Here is an 18524-nt window from a genome sequence, read left to right as displayed (position 1 = left end):
ATATTCTTTTCTGTTAATAAAAATCATCTCTTTTGCGAAGAATTGTTAAATGCCAAAATTATTTACTGGTGTAGCCAAATAGTGTCACAGCTGCCTTTTCCCAACTAATTCATAGACTTCCTAACGCTTATTTAGAAACTGCGTGAATAACCCAAAGAAGTGACCCATTTTAGTCCTTGACATGATAGTCAAGTGGTACCTAAACTGTCATTTGTGGATAAAAGTGGCATAAAGTGGATCAAAGTGTTCTTCGAGAGGTTATTTTGTTCATCACAGTTACTACTTAAGTTTCTTTTTAAAAATAAAAGGCAGGGGAATGTTCCGGGGCGCTAACGCAATCAGTCTAGATATTAAAGGGCGAGTTACTATACCTACAAGGTATAGGCAATCCCTGCTGGACGATTGTCAGGGGCAACTAGTTTGTACCATAGATACCCAACAGCCTTGTTTGCTGCTTTACCCATTGCCTGAATGGGAAGAAATCGAACTAAAATTAAGTCGTCTGTCAAGTATGAATCCCCACGAACGTCGTATGCAGCGTTTATTGTTGGGTTATGCGTCAGAGGGAGAAATGGATAAAAACGGGCGCTTTTTATTAGGCTCTCCACTACGACAACATGCCAAACTTGATAAACAAATAATGTTAGTCGGTCAGTTTAACAAATTTGAAATTTGGGATGCGGATATTTGGCAAAAACAAATTGATTTAGACGTAGCGACTGAACAAGAAGCTGATTTTGAACTAACCGAACGACTGCAGGATTTCTCACTTTAATGGATGCAACTTTTTCACATTTATCTGTCTTGTTACAGGAATCTATCGACGGTTTAGCTATTAAACCTGATGGCATCTACATGGATGCCACTTTTGGTCGTGGCGGTCATTCTAAACATATTTTGAGTCAACTATCTGCTCAAGGCCGTCTGATTGCTATTGATCGTGATCCTACTGCTATTAAAGCTGCCGAAGCCTTTGCGGGGGATCCACGTTTTTCTATTCATCATAGTGCGTTTTCTGATTTAGATAAAGTGGCAGAGGAATTAGGGCTTGTAGGTAAGATTGACGGTATATTAATGGATTTAGGTGTGTCATCTCCACAGTTAGATGATGCAGAAAGAGGCTTTAGTTTTATGCGTAAAGGGCCTCTTGATATGCGCATGGACACCAGCAAAGGATTGAGTGCTGCACAGTGGTTAGCCACAGCTGAAGAGCAAGATATCACCCAAGTTATTAAAGAATTTGGAGAAGAAAAATTTGGTAAACGTATTGCTCATGCAATCGTTAATACTAGGCAAGTTGCGCCAATTATCGACACTTTACAGTTAGCTGAAATTATCGATCAAGCTGTGCCGGTGAAAGATAAATTCAAACATCCAGCTACCCGTAGTTTTCAAGCCATTCGTATTTATATAAACAGTGAACTGGATGAAATAAAGACCGGGCTTAAGGCAGCACTGAATACATTGGCGCCTAGTGGCAGGTTGGCTGTTATTAGTTTTCATTCATTAGAAGATAGATTAGTGAAGCGCTTTATACGGGAACAAAGCCGAGGGTTAAATGTGCCTGCAGGCATGCCTATTATGCAAGCTGAGATTGACGCGGCAAAAGCAATGAAAGCGATTGGTAAAGCAATTAAACCCTCAGCCTTAGAATTACAACATAATATACGGGCCAGAAGTTCGGTGCTCAGAGTCGCAGAGAAGTTATGAAAACGGCCACTTCAAACTTCAACCTACTCAGTTTTATACTTGCTGATTTAGCCCGCCATCCAGTGCGGGTTTTGTTGTTTCTAGCGGTACTAGTTAGTGCTGCGCTAGTTATTCTGAGTGCCCACCATAATCGTCAAATGTCGATGGCGATAGAACGCTTAATGCAAGAGCAAGATCGGCTGGATGTTGAGTGGCGTAATTTGGTTTTAGAACAAAGTGCTTTAGCTGAACATAACCGGATTGAAAACTTAGTTAAAAAGCAGCTGGATATGCATCGACCTTCACCAAGTGAAGAAATTGTGGTGAGGATGAAATGAGCCGAATCACTAACCGTAAAAGCAATAAAACAATTACTCACGCTAAAACTAATAGTGTGCCTGAGTTATTGCGTTGGCGGTTTTTAGTGGTAATTGGCGCAATCATCTTAGTTTTTGTCGGACTTGGTGCTAGAGCGGTATATATTCAAATTATTGCTCCGGATCTATTGATAAAACGTGGTGATAACCGAACTTTGCGTGAGCGAGATAATCCTTTGCACAGAGGGTTGATCACAGATAGAAATGGCAAACAGTTGGCAGTTAGTGTCCCAGTACAGGCTGTGTGGGCGAACCCCGAAACGATAGCGGATGCCTTACAAGAATTACAAAAAAAAGCGGAAAAAGATCCCGAGTTTAATTTAGCTGCAAAGCTGGCGGCGAATGAAAAACGTTGGACTGCATTAGCGCAAATATTAGGTAAAGATGTTGAGTCTTTAAAAGATATGGTCAGCGATCCTGAAGACACTTTTGTTTATATTCAGCGTCAAGTTTCACCTGCTATGGCCAAATATGTACAACAACTTAAGTTATCGGGCGTACATTTACGCAATGAGTCGAGAAGATACTACCCCAGTGGTGAGGTTTCAGCCCATATTGTAGGTTTTACCAATGTTGACGATATTGGCATTGAAGGGGTTGAAAAGCTATATAACAAGTTGCTCACAGGAGCACGTGGCTCTCGAGTTATTCGTAAAGATGGCAAAAACCGTATGGTTGAGTTAATTGAATATAACGAAGGGGAAAAGCCTACTGATATTCAATTAACTATTGATCAAAGGATTCAAGCGATTGCCTACAAAGAATTAAAGCAGGCGGTTCAATATTATCGCGCGGCGTCTGGTTCGGCTGTAGTTGTGAGTGTTAAAACGGGTGAAATCCTAGCTTTAGTTAACAGTCCTTCATTTAACCCGAATAATTTATCTAGTGCCTTGCCACATAGGGTGCGTAATCGTGCGGTAACCGATGCTTATGAACCTGGTTCTTCAGTCAAACCTTTAGCGGTATTAAGTGCATTAGAATTTGGTTCTGCTGAAGTGGATACTATTATTGATACCTCGCCAGGTTGGATGCATTTAGGCGGCAATATCGTTCGAGATTCCCGCAATTACGGAAAAATTGATCTGACAGAAATTATTCGTAAGTCGAGTAATATGGGCACCTCAAAATTAGCCTTGTCTGTGCCTAAAGAGTTTTTGATTGATATGTATTACAACGTAGGTTTGATGAGCGATAGCGGGGCAAATCTAATGGGCGAAATTAGCGGTATATTTAATGAGCGTAATCGTTGGTCAGATTTTGAATTATCTACCTTATCTTTTGGTTATGGTATTTCAGTCACGGCACTGCAATTGGCGCGTATGTACAGTATTTTAGGCGATGGTGGAATTAAGCGCCCACTGAGTATTATCAAACCTAATACTCCTGTAGAAAGTGAAAGAGTAATCAGCAGAGAAAGCACTCAGCAAATATTAAAAATGATGGAAACGGTTGTGCAAAAAGGTGGCTCTGCTGAAAAGGCAAATATTCCGGGATACAGAGTGGCGGGTAAAACCGGTACTAGCCGTAAAGCGACTGCTAGCGGTTATGGTGATGAGTATGTGAATATTTTTGCTGGTGTTGCGCCAGTATCAAATCCAGAACTTGCTGTAGTTATTTTGATTAATGAACCTAAAGGTGAACATTATTATGCTGGGCATACTGCAGCACCTGTGTTTGCTGAAGTCATGGCCGCCAGTTTACAGTTATTAAACGTGCCACCTGATGATAAAACAGTATCGTCTTTGGCTTCCTCCTTAAGTGAAATTAAAGGAGAAAATAATGCAGGCTGATATGGTGAGTATTAATAACCAATTTCCTCAAGAGTTTGATCAAAGTATTAAACCTTTGCTGGCTCATTTTGCTATTGACGCCCCGGATATTATGATTAGTGATTTGGTGTTAGACAGCCGTGAAGTGGCTATTCATAAAGCCTTTATTGCAATAAAAGGTCATAACTGTGATGGCCGAGACTTTATCCCACAAGCAATAAGCTTGGGAGCAAAAGTCATTTTAGCTGAGTGTGAGCTAGAACAAGATCATGGCGCTGTCGAGATGCGTGAACAAAGTCTTATTATTAGTTTTTTCCAACTAGCAGAAAAAATATCTGCTTTAGCCGGTTATTTTTTCCAATTCCCCGCTAATTCTATGTCTGTGATAGCCGTGACGGGTACTAACGGTAAAACCTCAGTGGTGCAGTTGACTACACAACTTGCTTATTTGTTAGGTGAGCAAGCCGCGTCTATTGGTACCTTAGGCTCAGGAGTATATCGCGGTAATAAGCAAATATTAGCTAGCACAATCAACACGACTCCTGATGCAATTAGCATGCAGAAACTTTTGGCTGAATATGTGGGTGAGGGTGTTTATCAAGTGGCGTTAGAAGCATCGTCTCATGCCTTGGTACAAAATCGAATTAAAGCCGTGAAAACAGACGTGGCAATATTTACCAATTTGTCTCGTGATCACCTTGATTATCATGGCTCTATGGCAGAATACGCCGCAGCTAAACGTTTGATTTTATCTCAACCAGAATTAGCTTATACATTAATTAATGCAAATGATGAAGAGTATAAAAATTGGCTTGCTGAAACGCCTAATTCAGTTGTTAAGGTATTAATTGGCCGAAATATTAATCCAAAAACAATCAGCAAAGATTATCAATACTGTATTGGCAATAATGTGCAATATACCAGTTCAGGGTTGAGGTTTTCGTTGAAATCATCTTGGGGCGATTGTGAATTACGTATTGCTCTTATGGGTGACTTTAATATAGAGAATATTCTGGCGGCTATTGCTGCACAGCTTTGTTTAGGCAAAAACTTGAAACAGATTGCCTATGTGGCACAAAAACTAAGTCCAGTTGCAGGTCGTATGGAACTCTTTAGTCATGCCCAAGCTGCAACCATAGTAGTCGATTATGCCCATACTCCAGACGCCTTAGAAAAAGCTTTACAAGCCACTAGACAACATTGTCAGGGAAAGTTGTATTGTATTTTTGGTTGTGGGGGGGACAGAGATATAGGTAAGCGTTCGTTAATGGGTGAGTTGGCTGAACAATATGCTGATCATGTCATTCTAACCGATGATAATGTTCGCAGCGAAGACCCACAAAAAATTATCCATGACATTTTATCTGGTTGTAAAAATCCAGAACAGATTCGAGTTGAACATGACCGCAAAAAAGCCATCCAACTTGCAGCAGAGTTAACTGCTAAGGGCGACATAATTTTACTCGCTGGGAAAGGTCATGAAAGTTATCAAATTATAGGAACTCAAACACTGCCGTATGATGAACGCCAGTATGTTTCAAATTTTCAAAAGGGGAAAATAGTATGATCCCAGTTTCACTTTCTTGGGTTGCTGAGCAGGTTCAAGGGCAGGTATTTGGTCAACTTGAACAAGGTCAATTAGTGACAGGTGTCAGTACAGATACCAGAAGTATCCAAGATGGGGATGTATTTCTTGCCCTTGAAGGTCCTAATTTTGATGGTCACAAGTTCGTACAACAAGCAAAAGATAAAGGTGCTATCGCTCTGATAGTCGCTAGACCTGTTGAAACAGATTTACCATTTGTTGTAGTTGATGATACCAAGTTAGCTCTTGGGGCATTAGGCGCGGCAGTTAAAGCTGAAGTCGCCCCTAAAACCATTGCTATTACTGGCAGTAGCGGTAAAACCACAGTTAAAGAAATGGTCGCCGCAATTTTATCTCGCAGAGGTAAGGTGTTAGCCACTAAGGGGAATTTTAATAATGATCTTGGTGTGCCCATGACTTTATTACGTTTAGAAAAACAGCATGAGTTTGCGGTGATTGAAATGGGAGCCAATCATTTAGGTGAAATTGCTTATACCACCGAATTAGTTAAGCCAGATGTGGCGACTATTGTGAATGCTGCGGCTGCGCACTTAGAAGGTTTTGGTAGTTTATTAGGTGTAGCCAGAGCCAAAAGTGAAATTTTTAAAGGTTTGGGTGAGTCAGGACTTGCCATAGTGAATGCTGATAGTCAGTTTGCTGAGTTTTGGTTGGGTAAACTGAAATATAACAAAGTACAGACTTTTTCTGCTGAAAATCAGGCTGATGTTTACGCGGAAGATATTATTCTGGGTTTAGATGGTTGTGCTCAATTTGAATTAATCACTCCGATTGGACGAGCTGCTATTAGTTTGTCCTTACCAGGAAACCATAATGTGAGCAATGCTTTGGTCGCTGCGTCTTTAGCGATAGAAGTGGGCGCTAATTTAGACGACGTGCGCGAAGGTTTACGTCTTATGCCCCATGTTTCTGGTCGTTTGCATGTGAAACAACTGACTAACCAAGTGAAAATTATAGATGACACTTATAACGCCAATGTTGCCTCTGTGAATGCGGCTATTGATTTATTAGCCAGTTTTGCCGGCCGTAAAATTTTATTGTTAGGTGATATGGCTGAATTGGGCGGCAAAGCCCGCTTTTATCATGAACAAGTTGGTTTATACGCCAAACAAAAAGGCATCGATCAATTATATAGCTTAGGTGTGTTAAGCCAGAGTGCTAGTGAAGTCTATGGCGAACAAGGTAAACATTTCAGCGACTTGAATCAAATGGTCTCATTTATCAATGAACACGTTATTTTAGATCAAAGAGATATCAGTATTTTAGTTAAAGGGTCGAGAAGTGCACGTATGGAATTAGTGGTAAAAGCCTTGGAGGAATCCCCATTGGGAAAGCTTGAAAGGCATAGGGAGCGTATCGCATGCTGATTTGGTTAGCCGATTGGCTACAACAATTTGATACCAGTTTTCGGGTCTTTTCGTATTTAACTTTACGGGCCATATTAAGCACTTTGACTGCTTTGGCTATGGCGATGATTATTGGTCCAAAAATGATCCGTTGGCTGCAGAAATTTCAAATTGGTCAAACCATTAGAGATGATGGACCTGAGTCCCATTTAGCTAAATCTGGTACGCCTACTATGGGCGGTTTGTTAATTCTAGCCGCCATAGTGGTGAGTGTTTTATTGTGGGCTGATCTGAGTAACCGTTATGTTTGGGTGACCTTATTTGTGCTGGTCAGTTACGGCATTATCGGATTTATTGACGACTATAGAAAAGTGATCCGTAAAGACTCCAGAGGTTTAATCGCTCGTTGGAAGTATTTTTGGCAGTCGATTATTGCTATAGCCGTTGCAGTATATTTATATTCTGCGCAACAAGGGCCTGCAGAAACCGCACTTCTGATCCCATTTTTCAAAGACGTGATGCCACAGCTTGGAATCTTTTTCTTGGTTAGTACTTATTTTGTAATTGTGGGAACCAGCAATGCGGTTAATTTAACTGACGGTTTAGATGGCTTAGCCATAGTACCCACCGTATTAGTTGCTGGGGCTTTCGCTATTTTTGCTTACGCTACTGGTAATGTTAATTTTTCCGCATACCTGAATATTCCGTATATTTCGTTAACCAGTGAGTTAGTCATAGTTTGCACAGCCATGGTAGGAGCCGGTTTAGGATTTTTATGGTTTAACACTTATCCAGCACAAGTCTTTATGGGGGATGTTGGGTCATTAGCTTTAGGCGGAACATTAGGTATTTTGGCTGTATTGATTAGACAAGAAATTGTCTTATTCATTATGGGCGGCTTATTTGTTGCTGAAACCTTGTCAGTTATTTTGCAGGTTGGATCATTTAAATTGCGTGGTAAACGGATATTTAGAATGGCACCGATTCATCATCATTATGAATTAAAAGGTTGGCCAGAACCGAGAGTGATCGTTAGATTTTGGATCATTTCTTTGATTTTAGTGCTTATTGGTTTAGCTACTTTGAAGTTACGTTAGGGATAGATGTCAATGACAAGTTTAGATTTAGTGAATAAAAATATCGTAGTGTTGGGAATGGGTCTTACGGGCTTATCTTGCGTACGTTTTTTATTAGCTAAAAAAGCTAAAGTTGTGGCTATGGATAGTCGGAATAAGTTAACTGTCGACCTAGATGTTCCTGTATTTTTAGGCGAATTTGATCCTGCCATTTTATGTGAAGCTGATCTTATTGTCGCAAGCCCTGGGATTAACTTGAATAGTTCTGCTATTTATCAGGCAATAGATCATGGTGTAAAGGTTATTGGCGATATTGAATTATTCGCACACTTTAATACAGTTCCCGTTATTGCTATTACGGGCTCTAATGGAAAATCAACTGTGACCCATTTAGTGGTAGAAATGTGTCAAGCAGCAGGTAAAAAAGCCCTAATGGGCGGTAATATTGGGGTACCAGTATTAGAACTTTTAGATCAAGAAGCCGATATTATTGTGCTGGAATTATCTAGCTTTCAGTTAGATACCACATATTCATTGGCCCCTTTTGCAGCAACGGTATTAAATGTTAGTGAAGATCATTTAGATAGACATGGCAGCTTATTTAATTATCAACAAGCTAAATTAAAAATATTCGATAATGCACAATTTTCGGTATTCAACCGAGACGATAAGTTTGCCCAAACAAGTCATGTACATGCAGATACCACTTTTGGTTTGAGTTTTAATGATATTGGTTGGTCTTGGGATAAAACCAATGAGTGTATTTTGTATCTTGGTTTTCCTTTTCTCAATAGTGCCGACTGCCTATTAGTGGGCGAACATAATATGTTAAATATCCAAGCAGCAGCAGCTCTATGTTTATTGGCTGGAATTGATAAAGGCAGTATTAAACAAGGGGCGACAACGTTTGCTGGATTAGAACACCGTTGCCAAACCGTTTCTATACAACAAAATATACGTTGGATAAATGACTCCAAAGCAACCAATGTAGGAGCCACGCTGGCGGCAATTAAAGGGTTACACAAAAACTGCCAAGGCAAATTAGTATTAATTGCTGGTGGTGAAGGTAAAGGCGCTGATTTTTCGCCTTTACAAACCTGTTTACAGCAAGACGTGAGTGTATTAATTACCCTAGGGAAGGATGGCGATAAAATAGCCGCTTTGAAAGAAAATAGTATGGCTGTAGCGTCAATTGAAGATGCGGTAACAGTGGCATCTCAACTTGTTGAAGCGGGCGATATAGTCTTGTTGTCACCAGCATGCGCTAGTTTAGATATGTTTGCTAACTACCAAGAACGCGGGAATTGTTTTGTGCACGCAGTTCAGAGGATAGTGACATGACAAGTATGACAGAAAAATACACTAATCCACTAAGGCAATTGTTTATGCAAAAGCATGACAAAGTGGATATTCAGGCAAGTTTTAAACCTTATGATTCTTGGTTGATACTTTTAGCTATTGCCTTGTTATCTATTGGTTTAGTGGTGGTGACTTCTGCTTCTATGCCCGCTGCAGAACGTATTTTTCATAACCCGTTTCATATTGCCATTAGACATTGTATTTATATCGTTTTGGCGTTGATCACTGCTATGTGTGTGGTACAGATTCCTATGCGTTGGTGGCGGATGAGTAATGTCTGGTTACTGTTATTGGCACTGCTTTTATTAATATCTGTATTGTTAATTGGACGTACAGTTAATGGCAGTACACGCTGGTTAGTATTTGGGCCTATTACTTTACAAGTGGCAGAGCCGGCAAAGTTATTTTTCTTTTGTTATTTAGCGGGTTATTTGGTGCGTCGTCATGAAGAAGTGACCGAAAATATCAAAGGTTTTATTAAACCATTAGGCGTGTTTTTTGTTTTGGCCTTTTTATTATTGATGCAACCTGATTTAGGGACAGTGGTGGTGATGTTTTGTACCACTATTGGTTTATTATTTTTGGCTGGCGCTAAGTTATGGCAATTTTTTAGTTTAGTGATAGCCGGCAGTTTAGCTGTGGTTGTTTTAATTGTTTTTGAAGAGTATCGAGTTAAACGGGTGACATCATTTCTTGACCCTTGGGCTGATCCATTTGGTAGCGGTTATCAATTAACCCAATCGTTAATGGCCTATGGCCGTGGTGAAATCTTTGGTCAAGGTTTAGGTAATAGTTTACAAAAACTTGAATATTTACCTGAAGCTTATAACGATTTTATTATGGCTATATTAGCTGAAGAATTAGGTTTTGTCGGAGTATTGGCTGTGTTGCTGCTTATGTTGGGCATAGTATTAAAAGCCCTGCGTATTGGCAATGTGGCTTTGACTAAAGAGCGTCCTTTTGACGCTTATTTGGCGTATGCCATAGGTATTTGGTTTAGTTTGCAAACAGCTGTCAATGTTGGCGCCAGTGCAGGCATATTACCCACTAAAGGATTAACCTTTCCCTTATTAAGTTATGGCGGCTCCAGTGCCATTGTGATGGCCGTGGCTGTGGCTTTATTAATCAGAATCGATTTCGAACTTAGAGTAGATGGTGTGCAAGCGTTAAATAAGGGCGCAGCAAATAAAGTTAAGAAAAAACGCACTGACAGGTCAGCTAAACAAGAAGTAACCGATGTGCTGGAAGACGTAATTGAAGATGTTCAAATGGTCCCTGACTCCAATGGGAGGCCAATATGACTAAACGTATTTTAGTTATGGCTGGTGGTACTGGTGGTCATGTTTTTCCTGGATTGGCAGTGGCAGATCAATTAGTAAAGTCTGGTTGGCAGGTTCATTGGTTAGGTACTCAAGGCCGGATGGAAGCGAAAATTGTGCCCAAAGCGGGATATGATATTAGTTTTATTGATGTTGTAGGTGTGAGGAATAATGGTTTATTAAAATTATTAGCTGCACCTTTTAAAATCATTAAATCAATATACCAAGCCCATAAGGTAATTAAACAATTTAAACCAAACATAGTCATAGGCTTAGGCGGCTTTGCTAGTGGACCAGGTGGGGTTGCTGCTTGGTTGAACCGTATTCCCTTAGTTATACACGAACAAAATGCAGTACCTGGTTTAACCAATAAGTGGTTATCTAAAATCGCAAGTCGTGTTTTTACTGGATTTGATAACACCTTTGTTAATCAGGCGGCAGGTGATGAGAGTAAATATGTTTGGCTAGGAAATCCTGTTCGAACTGAATTTGCACAAGTTATTGCTCAAGAAAAAGTCAATGTACCACTCAATATTTTGGTGGTAGGTGGCAGTTTAGGGGCACAAATTTTAAATGAGACAGTGCCTTTAGTGATTAAAGATCTACAGCAGCAAGTGATGGTTGTACATCAGACAGGGGCGGGGCATTTAGCGAAAGTGCAGCAAACTTATCAAGTATTAAACATAGATGAACAGGCTTATCAGTTATCTGAGTTTATTGATGATATCCCTGCGGCTTATGCACAGGCAGATTTAGTGATTTGTCGAGCGGGAGCATTAACCGTTGCTGAAGTTGCAGCTGCAGGTGTGCCGGCTATTTTTGTTCCTCTGCCTCATGCGGTGGATGATCATCAAACTAAAAATGCCCAAGTGTTAGTGGCTGCAAAGGCAGCCTATTTGTTACCACAACGAGAGTTGTCAGTAAGCAGTTTGAATAAAATATTAAGCGAATGTATTCATTCACCAGAAAAATTATTAGAAATGGGTCAACAGGCTAGAACCCTGGCCCGCTTAGATGCTGCGCAACAAGTCGCACATTTTTGTATTGAGTTAAGCGAGCAAGCAGTATGAAAAAACAAAGTCCCATTCATTATCATGTACCAGAAATGCGCAGAATTAAGCATATCCATTTTGTGGGGATTGGTGGTGCAGGTATGGGTGGTATAGCAGAAGTATTATTGAATGAAGGTTATGCTATTTCTGGCTCAGATCGCCAAGCTAACAGTATGACAGATAGGTTACATAATCTAGGCGCCACTATCTTTTTTGGTCATTTGGCGTCAAATGTTGAATTAGCTAATGTAGTAGTGGTGTCTAGTGCGATTGATCCCACTAATCCAGAAATAGCTGCTGCTAACGAAAAACGTATTCCAGTTATTCGCCGGGCTGAAATGCTGGCAGAATTAATGCGTTTTCGCCATGGTATTGCCATTGCGGGAACACATGGTAAAACGACAACAACCAGTTTAATCGCTACTATTTTTGCTAAAGCGGATCTTGATCCTACTTTTGTGATTGGTGGCTTATTAAATAGTGCAGGGACTAATGCCCGCCTAGGTGATAGCCAATATTTAATTGCTGAAGCTGACGAAAGTGATGCCTCTTTTGTGCATTTACAACCTATGGTTTCTGTGGTGACCAATATCGAAGCCGATCATATGGAAACCTATCAAGGTGACTTCGACAAGATGCAGGATACTTACATTGATTTTCTGCATAACTTGCCCTTTTACGGCTTAGCTGTGTTGTGTATAGATGATCCTGTGATCCAGAAATTATTAAAACGTATTGGTCGTAAGTATTTAACTTATGGTGTGTCGGAATCGGCAGATGTGCGAGCAATCAATATTCAACTTGGTTTTAACCAAAGCACCTTTGATGTAATACGCAAAGATTTACCACCATTAAAAGTGACAGTGAATATTCCTGGTCATCATAATGTATTAAATTCATTGGCTGCCATAGCTGTAGCGAGTGACGAAGGTGTAGCTGACAGTGCCATTGTAGAAGCTTTAGGAAGCTTTTCTGGTATTGGTCGACGGTTTGAATTTTTAGGTGATTACAAAACTGATAATGGGCAAATTATTTTGGTTGATGACTATGGTCACCATCCAACAGAAGTGGCTGCGACAATTGCCGTAGCGAGAAATAATTGGCCTGATAGACGTTTAGTTATGGCATATCAGCCCCACAGATATACCCGCACTAGAGACTTATATGAAGATTTTGTCAAAGTCTTGTCAGAAGTCGATGTATTGCTCTTACTAGAGGTTTATTCCGCGGGTGAAGATGTGATTGATGGTGCGGATAGTCGTTCACTTTGTCGTTCCATTCGTCAACGTGGTCAATTAGAACCGATTTATGTTTCTGATATTCATGAATTACCCAAATTATTAGCTAAAACCTTGAATGACCAAGATATAGTCTTGACCCAAGGCGCTGGGAATATTGGTCAAATAGCTAAGTTCTTACAAAAAACCGAATTAAAGCCCGATTTGTTAAGTAAAGGGCTAGAGCAATGATTGAGCTAAGCAATAAAACAGCCGCTGATTATGGCAAAGTAGCCGTTATGTTAGGGGGGACTTCTGCCGAACGTGAAGTGTCTCTCAACTCAGGTAAAGCTATGTTAGCAGGCTTGCAACAAATGGGGGTGAACGCTTATGCCTTTGATCCAGCAGAGCGTGCATTAACAGAGCTATTAACAGAAAAATTTGACCGTGTGGTCATTGCTTTGCATGGCCGTGGAGGAGAAGACGGATCCTTGCAAGGTGCATTACAATTACTTAATTTACCTTACACGGGGACCGGCGTTTTAGGCTCTGCTTTATGTATGGACAAGATCCGCAGTAAACAAATTTGGCAAAGTCTAGGTTTACCCACAGCAAATTACAAAATTGCTGATAAAAGAAGCTTTGATGCAGGATCATGCGGGGCTATAATGGCCAGCTTAGGGGAAGAAGTAATGGTTAAACCTGCGCAAGAGGGATCTAGCATAGGTATGGCCCGAGTGAAAAATGCGCTACAACTAGAAACTGCCATTCAAGACGCTTTTAAATATGATAATAAAGTTTTGATTGAGCAGTTCGTTCATGGTTCAGAATATACTGTCAGCATATTGAATGGCAATGCTTTGCCATCGATTAGTATGTCTACCCCACGCGAATTTTATGATTATGCAGCTAAATATCAGTCTGATAACACCCTGTACTCTTGTCCAAGTGATTTATCCGTAGAGGAAGAAAGCCATTTAGCTGAATTGGCTTTAGAAGCATTTGATGCGGTTGCGGGTTCTGGTTGGGGACGTGTCGACTTCATGCGTGATCAGTTAGGACGTTTTTATTTGTTAGAGGCAAATACAGCACCTGGGATGACTGAAAAAAGTTTAGTGCCAATGGCTGCAAAACAGGCTGGGTTCAGTTTCGCGGAGTTATCATTTGCAGTGCTTACGACTTCGGATCAAATAAGATGAGTGATTTGCCATCATTAGATAAGCCAAATAAAGGTCCTCAGTTTTATCTGGGACTTGTATTTTTTATCATAGTGATGGTGCTGTTGATTTTTGCAGGCTTAAAATTGCATGCTTGGTTAGAGGATGAACAACAAGCGCCTGTGCAAGAAATTTTTATTTCTGGAGACAGACATTTTATTGAAGATCAACAAATTGAAAATTTGGTTAGGCGCACGCAGCCAGGTAGTTTTTTTGAACTTGATGTGGAAGCAACCCATCAAATTGTCGAAGCAATGCCTTGGGTGTATCGAGCTTCAGTAAGGAAACGTTGGCCCAGCGGCTTGGAAATATATGTTGTAGAACAGAAACCTGCTGCGATATGGAATGGAGACATGTTGTTAAATCAGTATGGTGATTCATTTAATGCCCAACTAGATGAAGACGATCTAGTTATGAGTTCGCAGCTACCCAATTTGTTTGGGCCTGGAGGCAGTGAACAAACAGCCTTGCAAGGCTATAAAAATATGCAGTCTTTGTTAGATGTAACTGGGTTACATATTATAGAAATGTTTTTAAGTGAAAGATTTGCTTGGAATTTACAATTAAATAATGGCGTGAAGTTAAATTTAGGTCGCACTGAATTTATCGATAGATTGCAGAGGTTTGTGGATTTATTACCACTAATTTCAAAACAAAATAAACAAATTGATTACGTAGATTTACGTTATGACACTGGTTTGGCTGTAGGTTGGAAAACCTTAGATAAAGCCGCCTAACACTAAAATTAAAGAGAGTTATATACCGTGAGAATGAAGCAATATGTCTAAAGGTACAGAAAGAAAGCTGATAGTTGGCTTAGACATAGGCACCAGTGATGTAAAAGCTGTTGTAGGTGAATTGTTAGACGACAACTCTATTAGCATTGTTGGAGTAGGCACTCATTCATCCAAAGGTATGGATAAAGGCGGTGTGAACGACCTGAATATGGTGGTCAAATCTGTTAAGCGTGCTGTGCATGAAATGGAATTAATGGCTGATTGTAGTGTTTCATCAGTCTTTATGTCTATTTCTGGTCGACATGTTAAGTGCCAAAATGAAAGTGGCATGGTACCGATTAATAATCAGGAAGTGACCCAAGAAGATGTTGATAATGTAGTGCATGCTGCTCGTTCTGTGCCTATTGCAGCTGAGCGTCGTTTATTACACGTACTACCTCAAGAATTCACTATTGATGTGCAAGAAGGAATAAAAAATCCTATTGGTATGTCAGGCGTCAGAATGGAAGCCCAAGCGCATATTATTACTTGTGCTGATGATATGGCAAAAAATTTAGTCAAATGTGTTGAACGTTGTGACTTAGTCGCTGATCAGTTGATATTTTCAGCTCTAGCATCGAGTTATGCTGTGGTCACAGATGATGAAAAAGAATTAGGTGTGTGTGTGGTTGATATTGGTGGTGGCACCATAGATTTAGTGGTTTATACCGATGGGGCCATTCGTCATACGGCAGTGATCCCGGCTGCGGGTAATCAAATAACCAGTGATATAGCGAAAATATTTCGCACGCCAATTAGCCATGCCGAAGAAATAAAAATTAACTACGCCTGTGCTTTAAAAGACATGGTGAGTATGGAAGAAAGTATTGAAGTACATAGTGTTGGTGGTCGTCCTTCAAGAGCTATGTCGAGACATACTCTGGCTGAGGTAATTGAACCTCGATACCAAGAATTGTTTGAACTGGTACACGATGAAATTCGTAGCAGTGGTTTAGAAGAACAAATCGCCGCAGGTATTGTGTTAACAGGTGGGACCGCGAAAATGGAAGGGGCTGTAGAATTTGCTGAAGAAATTTTCCAAATGCCAGTTCGTGTCGGCGCACCATTGGCAATGAAAGGCTTATCAGAATATGTAGAAGACGCTAAGTTTGCTACTGCTGTAGGGTTATTACAGTACGGCAAAGAACACTTAGTTAATCAATTGAGTGCCAAAAACAAAACCAGCGATGGTGTTTGGCAAAGAATTAAAAGTTGGTTTAATAACGAGTTTTAATCACTCGTATTTAAACGCTAAAAATAGGCAGCAGGCAAGGATTTAACCCTGACTGCTTTTATGTACAAACCGGAGAGTAAATATGTTTGAGTTAATGGATAGTCATAACGAAGAAGCGGTAATTAAAGTTATTGGTGTTGGTGGCGGCGGTGGTAATGCTGTTGAACACATGGTTGCGCAAAATATTGAAGGTGTAGAATTTATCGCCATCAATACTGATGCCCAAGTGTTACGCAGTTCTACAGCCAATGTTACTTTACAAATTGGTTCTGGTGTGACGAAAGGTCTAGGTGCGGGTGCTAATCCAAATATTGGACGCCAAGCGGCTGAAGAAGACAGAGAAACCATACGTCAAAGCTTAGAAGGTGCTGACATGGTATTTATTACCGCTGGTATGGGTGGTGGTACTGGAACAGGCGCTGCACCAGAAGTGGCTAAAGTAGCAAAAGAATTAGGTATTTTAACTGTGGCTGTTGTCACTAAACCTTTTCCTTTTGAAGGTAAAAAACGTACCGATTTTGCTGATCAGGGTATCGAAGAATTATCTAAATACGTTGATTCTCTGATTACGATTCCAAACGAAAAGTTATTAAAAGTAATGGGCAAGGGCACTCCTTTGTTACAAGCTTTTAGTGCGGCCAATGATATTTTAAGTGGTGCAGTTCAAGGTATTGCTGAATTGATTACACGCCCAGGTTTAATTAACGTGGATTTCGCCGACGTGAGAACAGTCATGTCTGAAATGGGCACGGCCATGATGGGTAGTGGTACTGCAAGTGGTGAAGATAGAGCTGAAGAAGCATCTGAATCTGCTATTGCTTGTCCATTATTAGAAGATATTGATTTATCTGGCGCTAGAGGTATTTTGGTTAATATCACTGCTGGTCCTGATTTCTCTATCGATGAATTTGAGACTGTCGGTAATGCGGTAAAAGCTTTTGCATCAGAAAATGCCACTGTGGTTGTTGGTACTGTAATTGATATGGAAATGACTAACGAACTGCGCGTAACTGTAGTTGCTACAGGTATTGGCGCTGAGCGTAAACCTGATATTTCATTAGTTTCTAGCCGCGCTGCTAAAGTGATGGCTGATAGTGGTGAATTTAAATTGCAAGCTAATGGGTCTGGATCTATGCCTAGTTCGAGTGCAATGCCTGATACTGCTAAAACGATAGTGGCGGAAGACAAAGTTGAAGCGGCAAGTGATTTGGAATATTTAGATATTCCAGCATTTTTGCGCAAACAAGCTGATTAAATTGACTCTAACAATAGAGTAGGCTGTGAATATAACTATTATGGGATAATACACCTATAAAAGGCGATATATGACAGTTTTTTGACAGCGCACTATGTTTTAATGTATTATATGCGCCGCTTTTTATTCTAATAAGTTATTGAGTTAAAAAGGTTTATGATTAAACAACGTACCATTAAACAATCTGTTCAAGAGACAGGGATTGGTCTACATAAAGGTGACAAGGTCACTATGACTCTCCGGCCTGCGCCTGCGAATACTGGAATAGTATTTCGCCGCGTTGATCTTGAGCCTTATGCGGATATCCCTGCTAGAGCAGATTCTGTAGGCGATACTATGCTTTGTACATGTATTAGTAATGCCGATGGTGCGAAGATTTCTACTGTCGAGCATTTGGCCTCAGCCTTAGCGGGTTTAGGGATTGACAATATTATTGTTGAAGTCGACAGTGATGAGCTTCCTATCATGGATGGTAGTGCGAGTCCGTTTATCTTTTTATTACAATCTGCTGGTATCGAAGAACTTAATGCCGCTAAACGCTTTATTAAAATAATTAAACCTCTTCGAGTTGAGGAGGGTGACAAGTGGGCTGAACTTCGTCCATATGAAGGTTTTAGAGTAGACTTTAGAATCGACTTTGATCACCCTGTTATAAGTCAAACTCGTCAGCATATGGTGTTAGATTTTGATTCATCTTCGTATGTTAATGAAGTGAGTCGTGCTCGAACCTTTGGTTTTATGAAAGATCTTGAATACATGAATTCACTTAACTTAGCTTTAGGTGGCAGCATGGAAAATGCAGTTGCCCTTGATGAGTATCGTGTATTAAATCCTGAAGGTTTGCGTTATAGCGATGAATTTTTAAAACATAAAATTCTAGATGCAATCGGTGATTTATATTTATGTGGCCACAGTATTGTTGGTGAACTAGTTGCCTATAAAACAGGTCATGGTTTAAATAATAAATTGTTGAATGCTTTATTAAACAATACTGAATGTTGGGAGTTTGTAGGTTATGAAACTCCCGAACAAATGCCTATCAGTTATGCATCCCCAGTTTTGGTAAACTAATTAGTTTACCAAAACCTTGTTTCCCTCCAGTAAACGAATATATTTTTGCTAAATTAAGTACTGTAGTTGTCAAATCGTTTACGCTACAAAGCTTTGATATTATTGCTTTAGATTGTTATAAGTCATTTTAGATAATGTGACTTATATGGTAATCTTTGTGAAGT

Annotated in this window: 16 protein-coding genes; all 16 read left to right on the top strand. The window is 40.1% G+C overall.

The genetic code is table 11. The features are described 5' to 3' along the window. Positions 1-316: 316 nt before the first annotated feature. The 16 genes from mraZ (at position 317) to lpxC (ending at position 18360) form a co-directional block, all read left to right on the top strand. A complete protein-coding gene (gene mraZ / locus GQR87_RS17975) occupies positions 317-775 on the top strand; it encodes a division/cell wall cluster transcriptional repressor MraZ (RefSeq protein ID WP_158971742.1) in 459 nt (152 codons plus the stop codon). Next, entirely contained in the window at positions 775-1710 is a 936-nt protein-coding gene (gene rsmH / locus GQR87_RS17970; RefSeq protein WP_158971739.1) for a 16S rRNA (cytosine(1402)-N(4))-methyltransferase RsmH, read from the top strand. The genes mraZ and rsmH overlap by 1 nt, the downstream gene beginning before the upstream one ends. After that, positions 1707-2027 (top strand): cell division protein FtsL, encoded by a 321-nt coding sequence (gene ftsL, locus GQR87_RS17965; RefSeq protein WP_158971737.1) that lies wholly within the window; start codon positions 1707-1709, stop codon positions 2025-2027. Before rsmH ends, ftsL begins: the two co-directional genes overlap by 4 nt. Further along, the gene (locus GQR87_RS17960) at positions 2024-3856 is read left to right on the top strand and encodes a penicillin-binding protein 2 (RefSeq protein WP_158971735.1); all 1833 of its coding nucleotides are present in this window, start codon (positions 2024-2026) and stop codon (positions 3854-3856) included. The genes ftsL and GQR87_RS17960 overlap by 4 nt, the downstream gene beginning before the upstream one ends. Next, the gene (gene murE / locus GQR87_RS17955; RefSeq protein WP_158971733.1) at positions 3846-5402 is read left to right on the top strand and encodes a UDP-N-acetylmuramoyl-L-alanyl-D-glutamate--2,6-diaminopimelate ligase; all 1557 of its coding nucleotides are present in this window, start codon (positions 3846-3848) and stop codon (positions 5400-5402) included. The genes GQR87_RS17960 and murE overlap by 11 nt, the downstream gene beginning before the upstream one ends. Then, positions 5399-6805, top strand: a complete 1407-nt coding sequence (gene murF / locus GQR87_RS17950) for a UDP-N-acetylmuramoyl-tripeptide--D-alanyl-D-alanine ligase (RefSeq protein WP_158971731.1) — start codon at positions 5399-5401, stop codon at positions 6803-6805. Before murE ends, murF begins: the two co-directional genes overlap by 4 nt. Continuing rightward, positions 6799-7881: a phospho-N-acetylmuramoyl-pentapeptide-transferase gene (gene mraY, locus GQR87_RS17945; RefSeq protein ID WP_158971729.1), complete on the top strand. Its 1083-nt coding sequence runs from the start codon at positions 6799-6801 to the stop codon at positions 7879-7881. Before murF ends, mraY begins: the two co-directional genes overlap by 7 nt. A gap of 12 nt (positions 7882-7893) precedes the next feature. Next, positions 7894-9201, top strand: coding sequence for a UDP-N-acetylmuramoyl-L-alanine--D-glutamate ligase (murD, locus tag GQR87_RS17940; protein WP_158971727.1), 1308 nt, complete (start codon positions 7894-7896; stop codon positions 9199-9201). Continuing rightward, positions 9198-10520 carry a cell division protein FtsW gene (ftsW, locus tag GQR87_RS17935; protein ID WP_158971725.1) on the top strand — a complete coding sequence of 441 codons (1323 nt, stop codon included), beginning with the start codon at positions 9198-9200 and terminating at the stop codon, positions 10518-10520. The genes murD and ftsW overlap by 4 nt, the downstream gene beginning before the upstream one ends. Then, positions 10517-11608 carry an undecaprenyldiphospho-muramoylpentapeptide beta-N-acetylglucosaminyltransferase gene (gene murG / locus GQR87_RS17930; RefSeq protein ID WP_158971723.1) on the top strand — a complete coding sequence of 364 codons (1092 nt, stop codon included), beginning with the start codon at positions 10517-10519 and terminating at the stop codon, positions 11606-11608. The genes ftsW and murG overlap by 4 nt, the downstream gene beginning before the upstream one ends. Next, complete coding sequence (gene murC / locus GQR87_RS17925) at positions 11605-13059, top strand: UDP-N-acetylmuramate--L-alanine ligase (RefSeq protein WP_158971721.1); 1455 nt, start codon at positions 11605-11607, stop codon at positions 13057-13059. The genes murG and murC overlap by 4 nt, the downstream gene beginning before the upstream one ends. Continuing rightward, a complete protein-coding gene (locus GQR87_RS17920) occupies positions 13056-14006 on the top strand; it encodes a D-alanine--D-alanine ligase (RefSeq protein WP_158971719.1) in 951 nt (316 codons plus the stop codon). The genes murC and GQR87_RS17920 overlap by 4 nt, the downstream gene beginning before the upstream one ends. Beyond that, on the top strand, positions 14003-14761 hold the full coding sequence (locus GQR87_RS17915; protein ID WP_158971717.1) for a cell division protein FtsQ/DivIB: 759 nt from the start codon (positions 14003-14005) through the stop codon (positions 14759-14761). Before GQR87_RS17920 ends, GQR87_RS17915 begins: the two co-directional genes overlap by 4 nt. A gap of 43 nt (positions 14762-14804) precedes the next feature. Further along, positions 14805-16034 carry a cell division protein FtsA gene (gene ftsA, locus GQR87_RS17910; protein WP_158971715.1) on the top strand — a complete coding sequence of 410 codons (1230 nt, stop codon included), beginning with the start codon at positions 14805-14807 and terminating at the stop codon, positions 16032-16034. Positions 16035-16116: 82 nt separating this feature from the next. After that, positions 16117-17289 (top strand): cell division protein FtsZ, encoded by a 1173-nt coding sequence (gene ftsZ, locus GQR87_RS17905; RefSeq protein ID WP_158971713.1) that lies wholly within the window; start codon positions 16117-16119, stop codon positions 17287-17289. A 156-nt stretch (positions 17290-17445) separates the two neighbouring features. Further along, positions 17446-18360, top strand: a complete 915-nt coding sequence (gene lpxC / locus GQR87_RS17900) for a UDP-3-O-acyl-N-acetylglucosamine deacetylase (protein WP_158971711.1) — start codon at positions 17446-17448, stop codon at positions 18358-18360. The last annotated feature ends 164 nt before the right edge of the window (positions 18361-18524 follow it).

The organism is Paraglaciecola sp. L3A3, assembly GCF_009796765.1.
Lineage (GTDB): Bacteria > Pseudomonadota > Gammaproteobacteria > Enterobacterales > Alteromonadaceae > Paraglaciecola.
This window is presented reverse-complemented; position numbering and strand designations above follow the sequence as displayed.

Coding starts and splice junctions, on each gene's coding strand:
- mraZ (WP_158971742.1), top strand. CDS start 317: ATGTTCCGGGGCGCTAACGCAATCAGTCTAGATATTAAAGGGCGAGTT.
- rsmH (WP_158971739.1), top strand. CDS start 775: ATGGATGCAACTTTTTCACATTTATCTGTCTTGTTACAGGAATCTATC.
- ftsL (WP_158971737.1), top strand. CDS start 1,707: ATGAAAACGGCCACTTCAAACTTCAACCTACTCAGTTTTATACTTGCT.
- GQR87_RS17960 (WP_158971735.1), top strand. CDS start 2,024: ATGAGCCGAATCACTAACCGTAAAAGCAATAAAACAATTACTCACGCT.
- murE (WP_158971733.1), top strand. CDS start 3,846: ATGCAGGCTGATATGGTGAGTATTAATAACCAATTTCCTCAAGAGTTT.
- murF (WP_158971731.1), top strand. CDS start 5,399: ATGATCCCAGTTTCACTTTCTTGGGTTGCTGAGCAGGTTCAAGGGCAG.
- mraY (WP_158971729.1), top strand. CDS start 6,799: ATGCTGATTTGGTTAGCCGATTGGCTACAACAATTTGATACCAGTTTT.
- murD (WP_158971727.1), top strand. CDS start 7,894: ATGACAAGTTTAGATTTAGTGAATAAAAATATCGTAGTGTTGGGAATG.
- ftsW (WP_158971725.1), top strand. CDS start 9,198: ATGACAAGTATGACAGAAAAATACACTAATCCACTAAGGCAATTGTTT.
- murG (WP_158971723.1), top strand. CDS start 10,517: ATGACTAAACGTATTTTAGTTATGGCTGGTGGTACTGGTGGTCATGTT.
- murC (WP_158971721.1), top strand. CDS start 11,605: ATGAAAAAACAAAGTCCCATTCATTATCATGTACCAGAAATGCGCAGA.
- GQR87_RS17920 (WP_158971719.1), top strand. CDS start 13,056: ATGATTGAGCTAAGCAATAAAACAGCCGCTGATTATGGCAAAGTAGCC.
- GQR87_RS17915 (WP_158971717.1), top strand. CDS start 14,003: ATGAGTGATTTGCCATCATTAGATAAGCCAAATAAAGGTCCTCAGTTT.
- ftsA (WP_158971715.1), top strand. CDS start 14,805: ATGTCTAAAGGTACAGAAAGAAAGCTGATAGTTGGCTTAGACATAGGC.
- ftsZ (WP_158971713.1), top strand. CDS start 16,117: ATGTTTGAGTTAATGGATAGTCATAACGAAGAAGCGGTAATTAAAGTT.
- lpxC (WP_158971711.1), top strand. CDS start 17,446: ATGATTAAACAACGTACCATTAAACAATCTGTTCAAGAGACAGGGATT.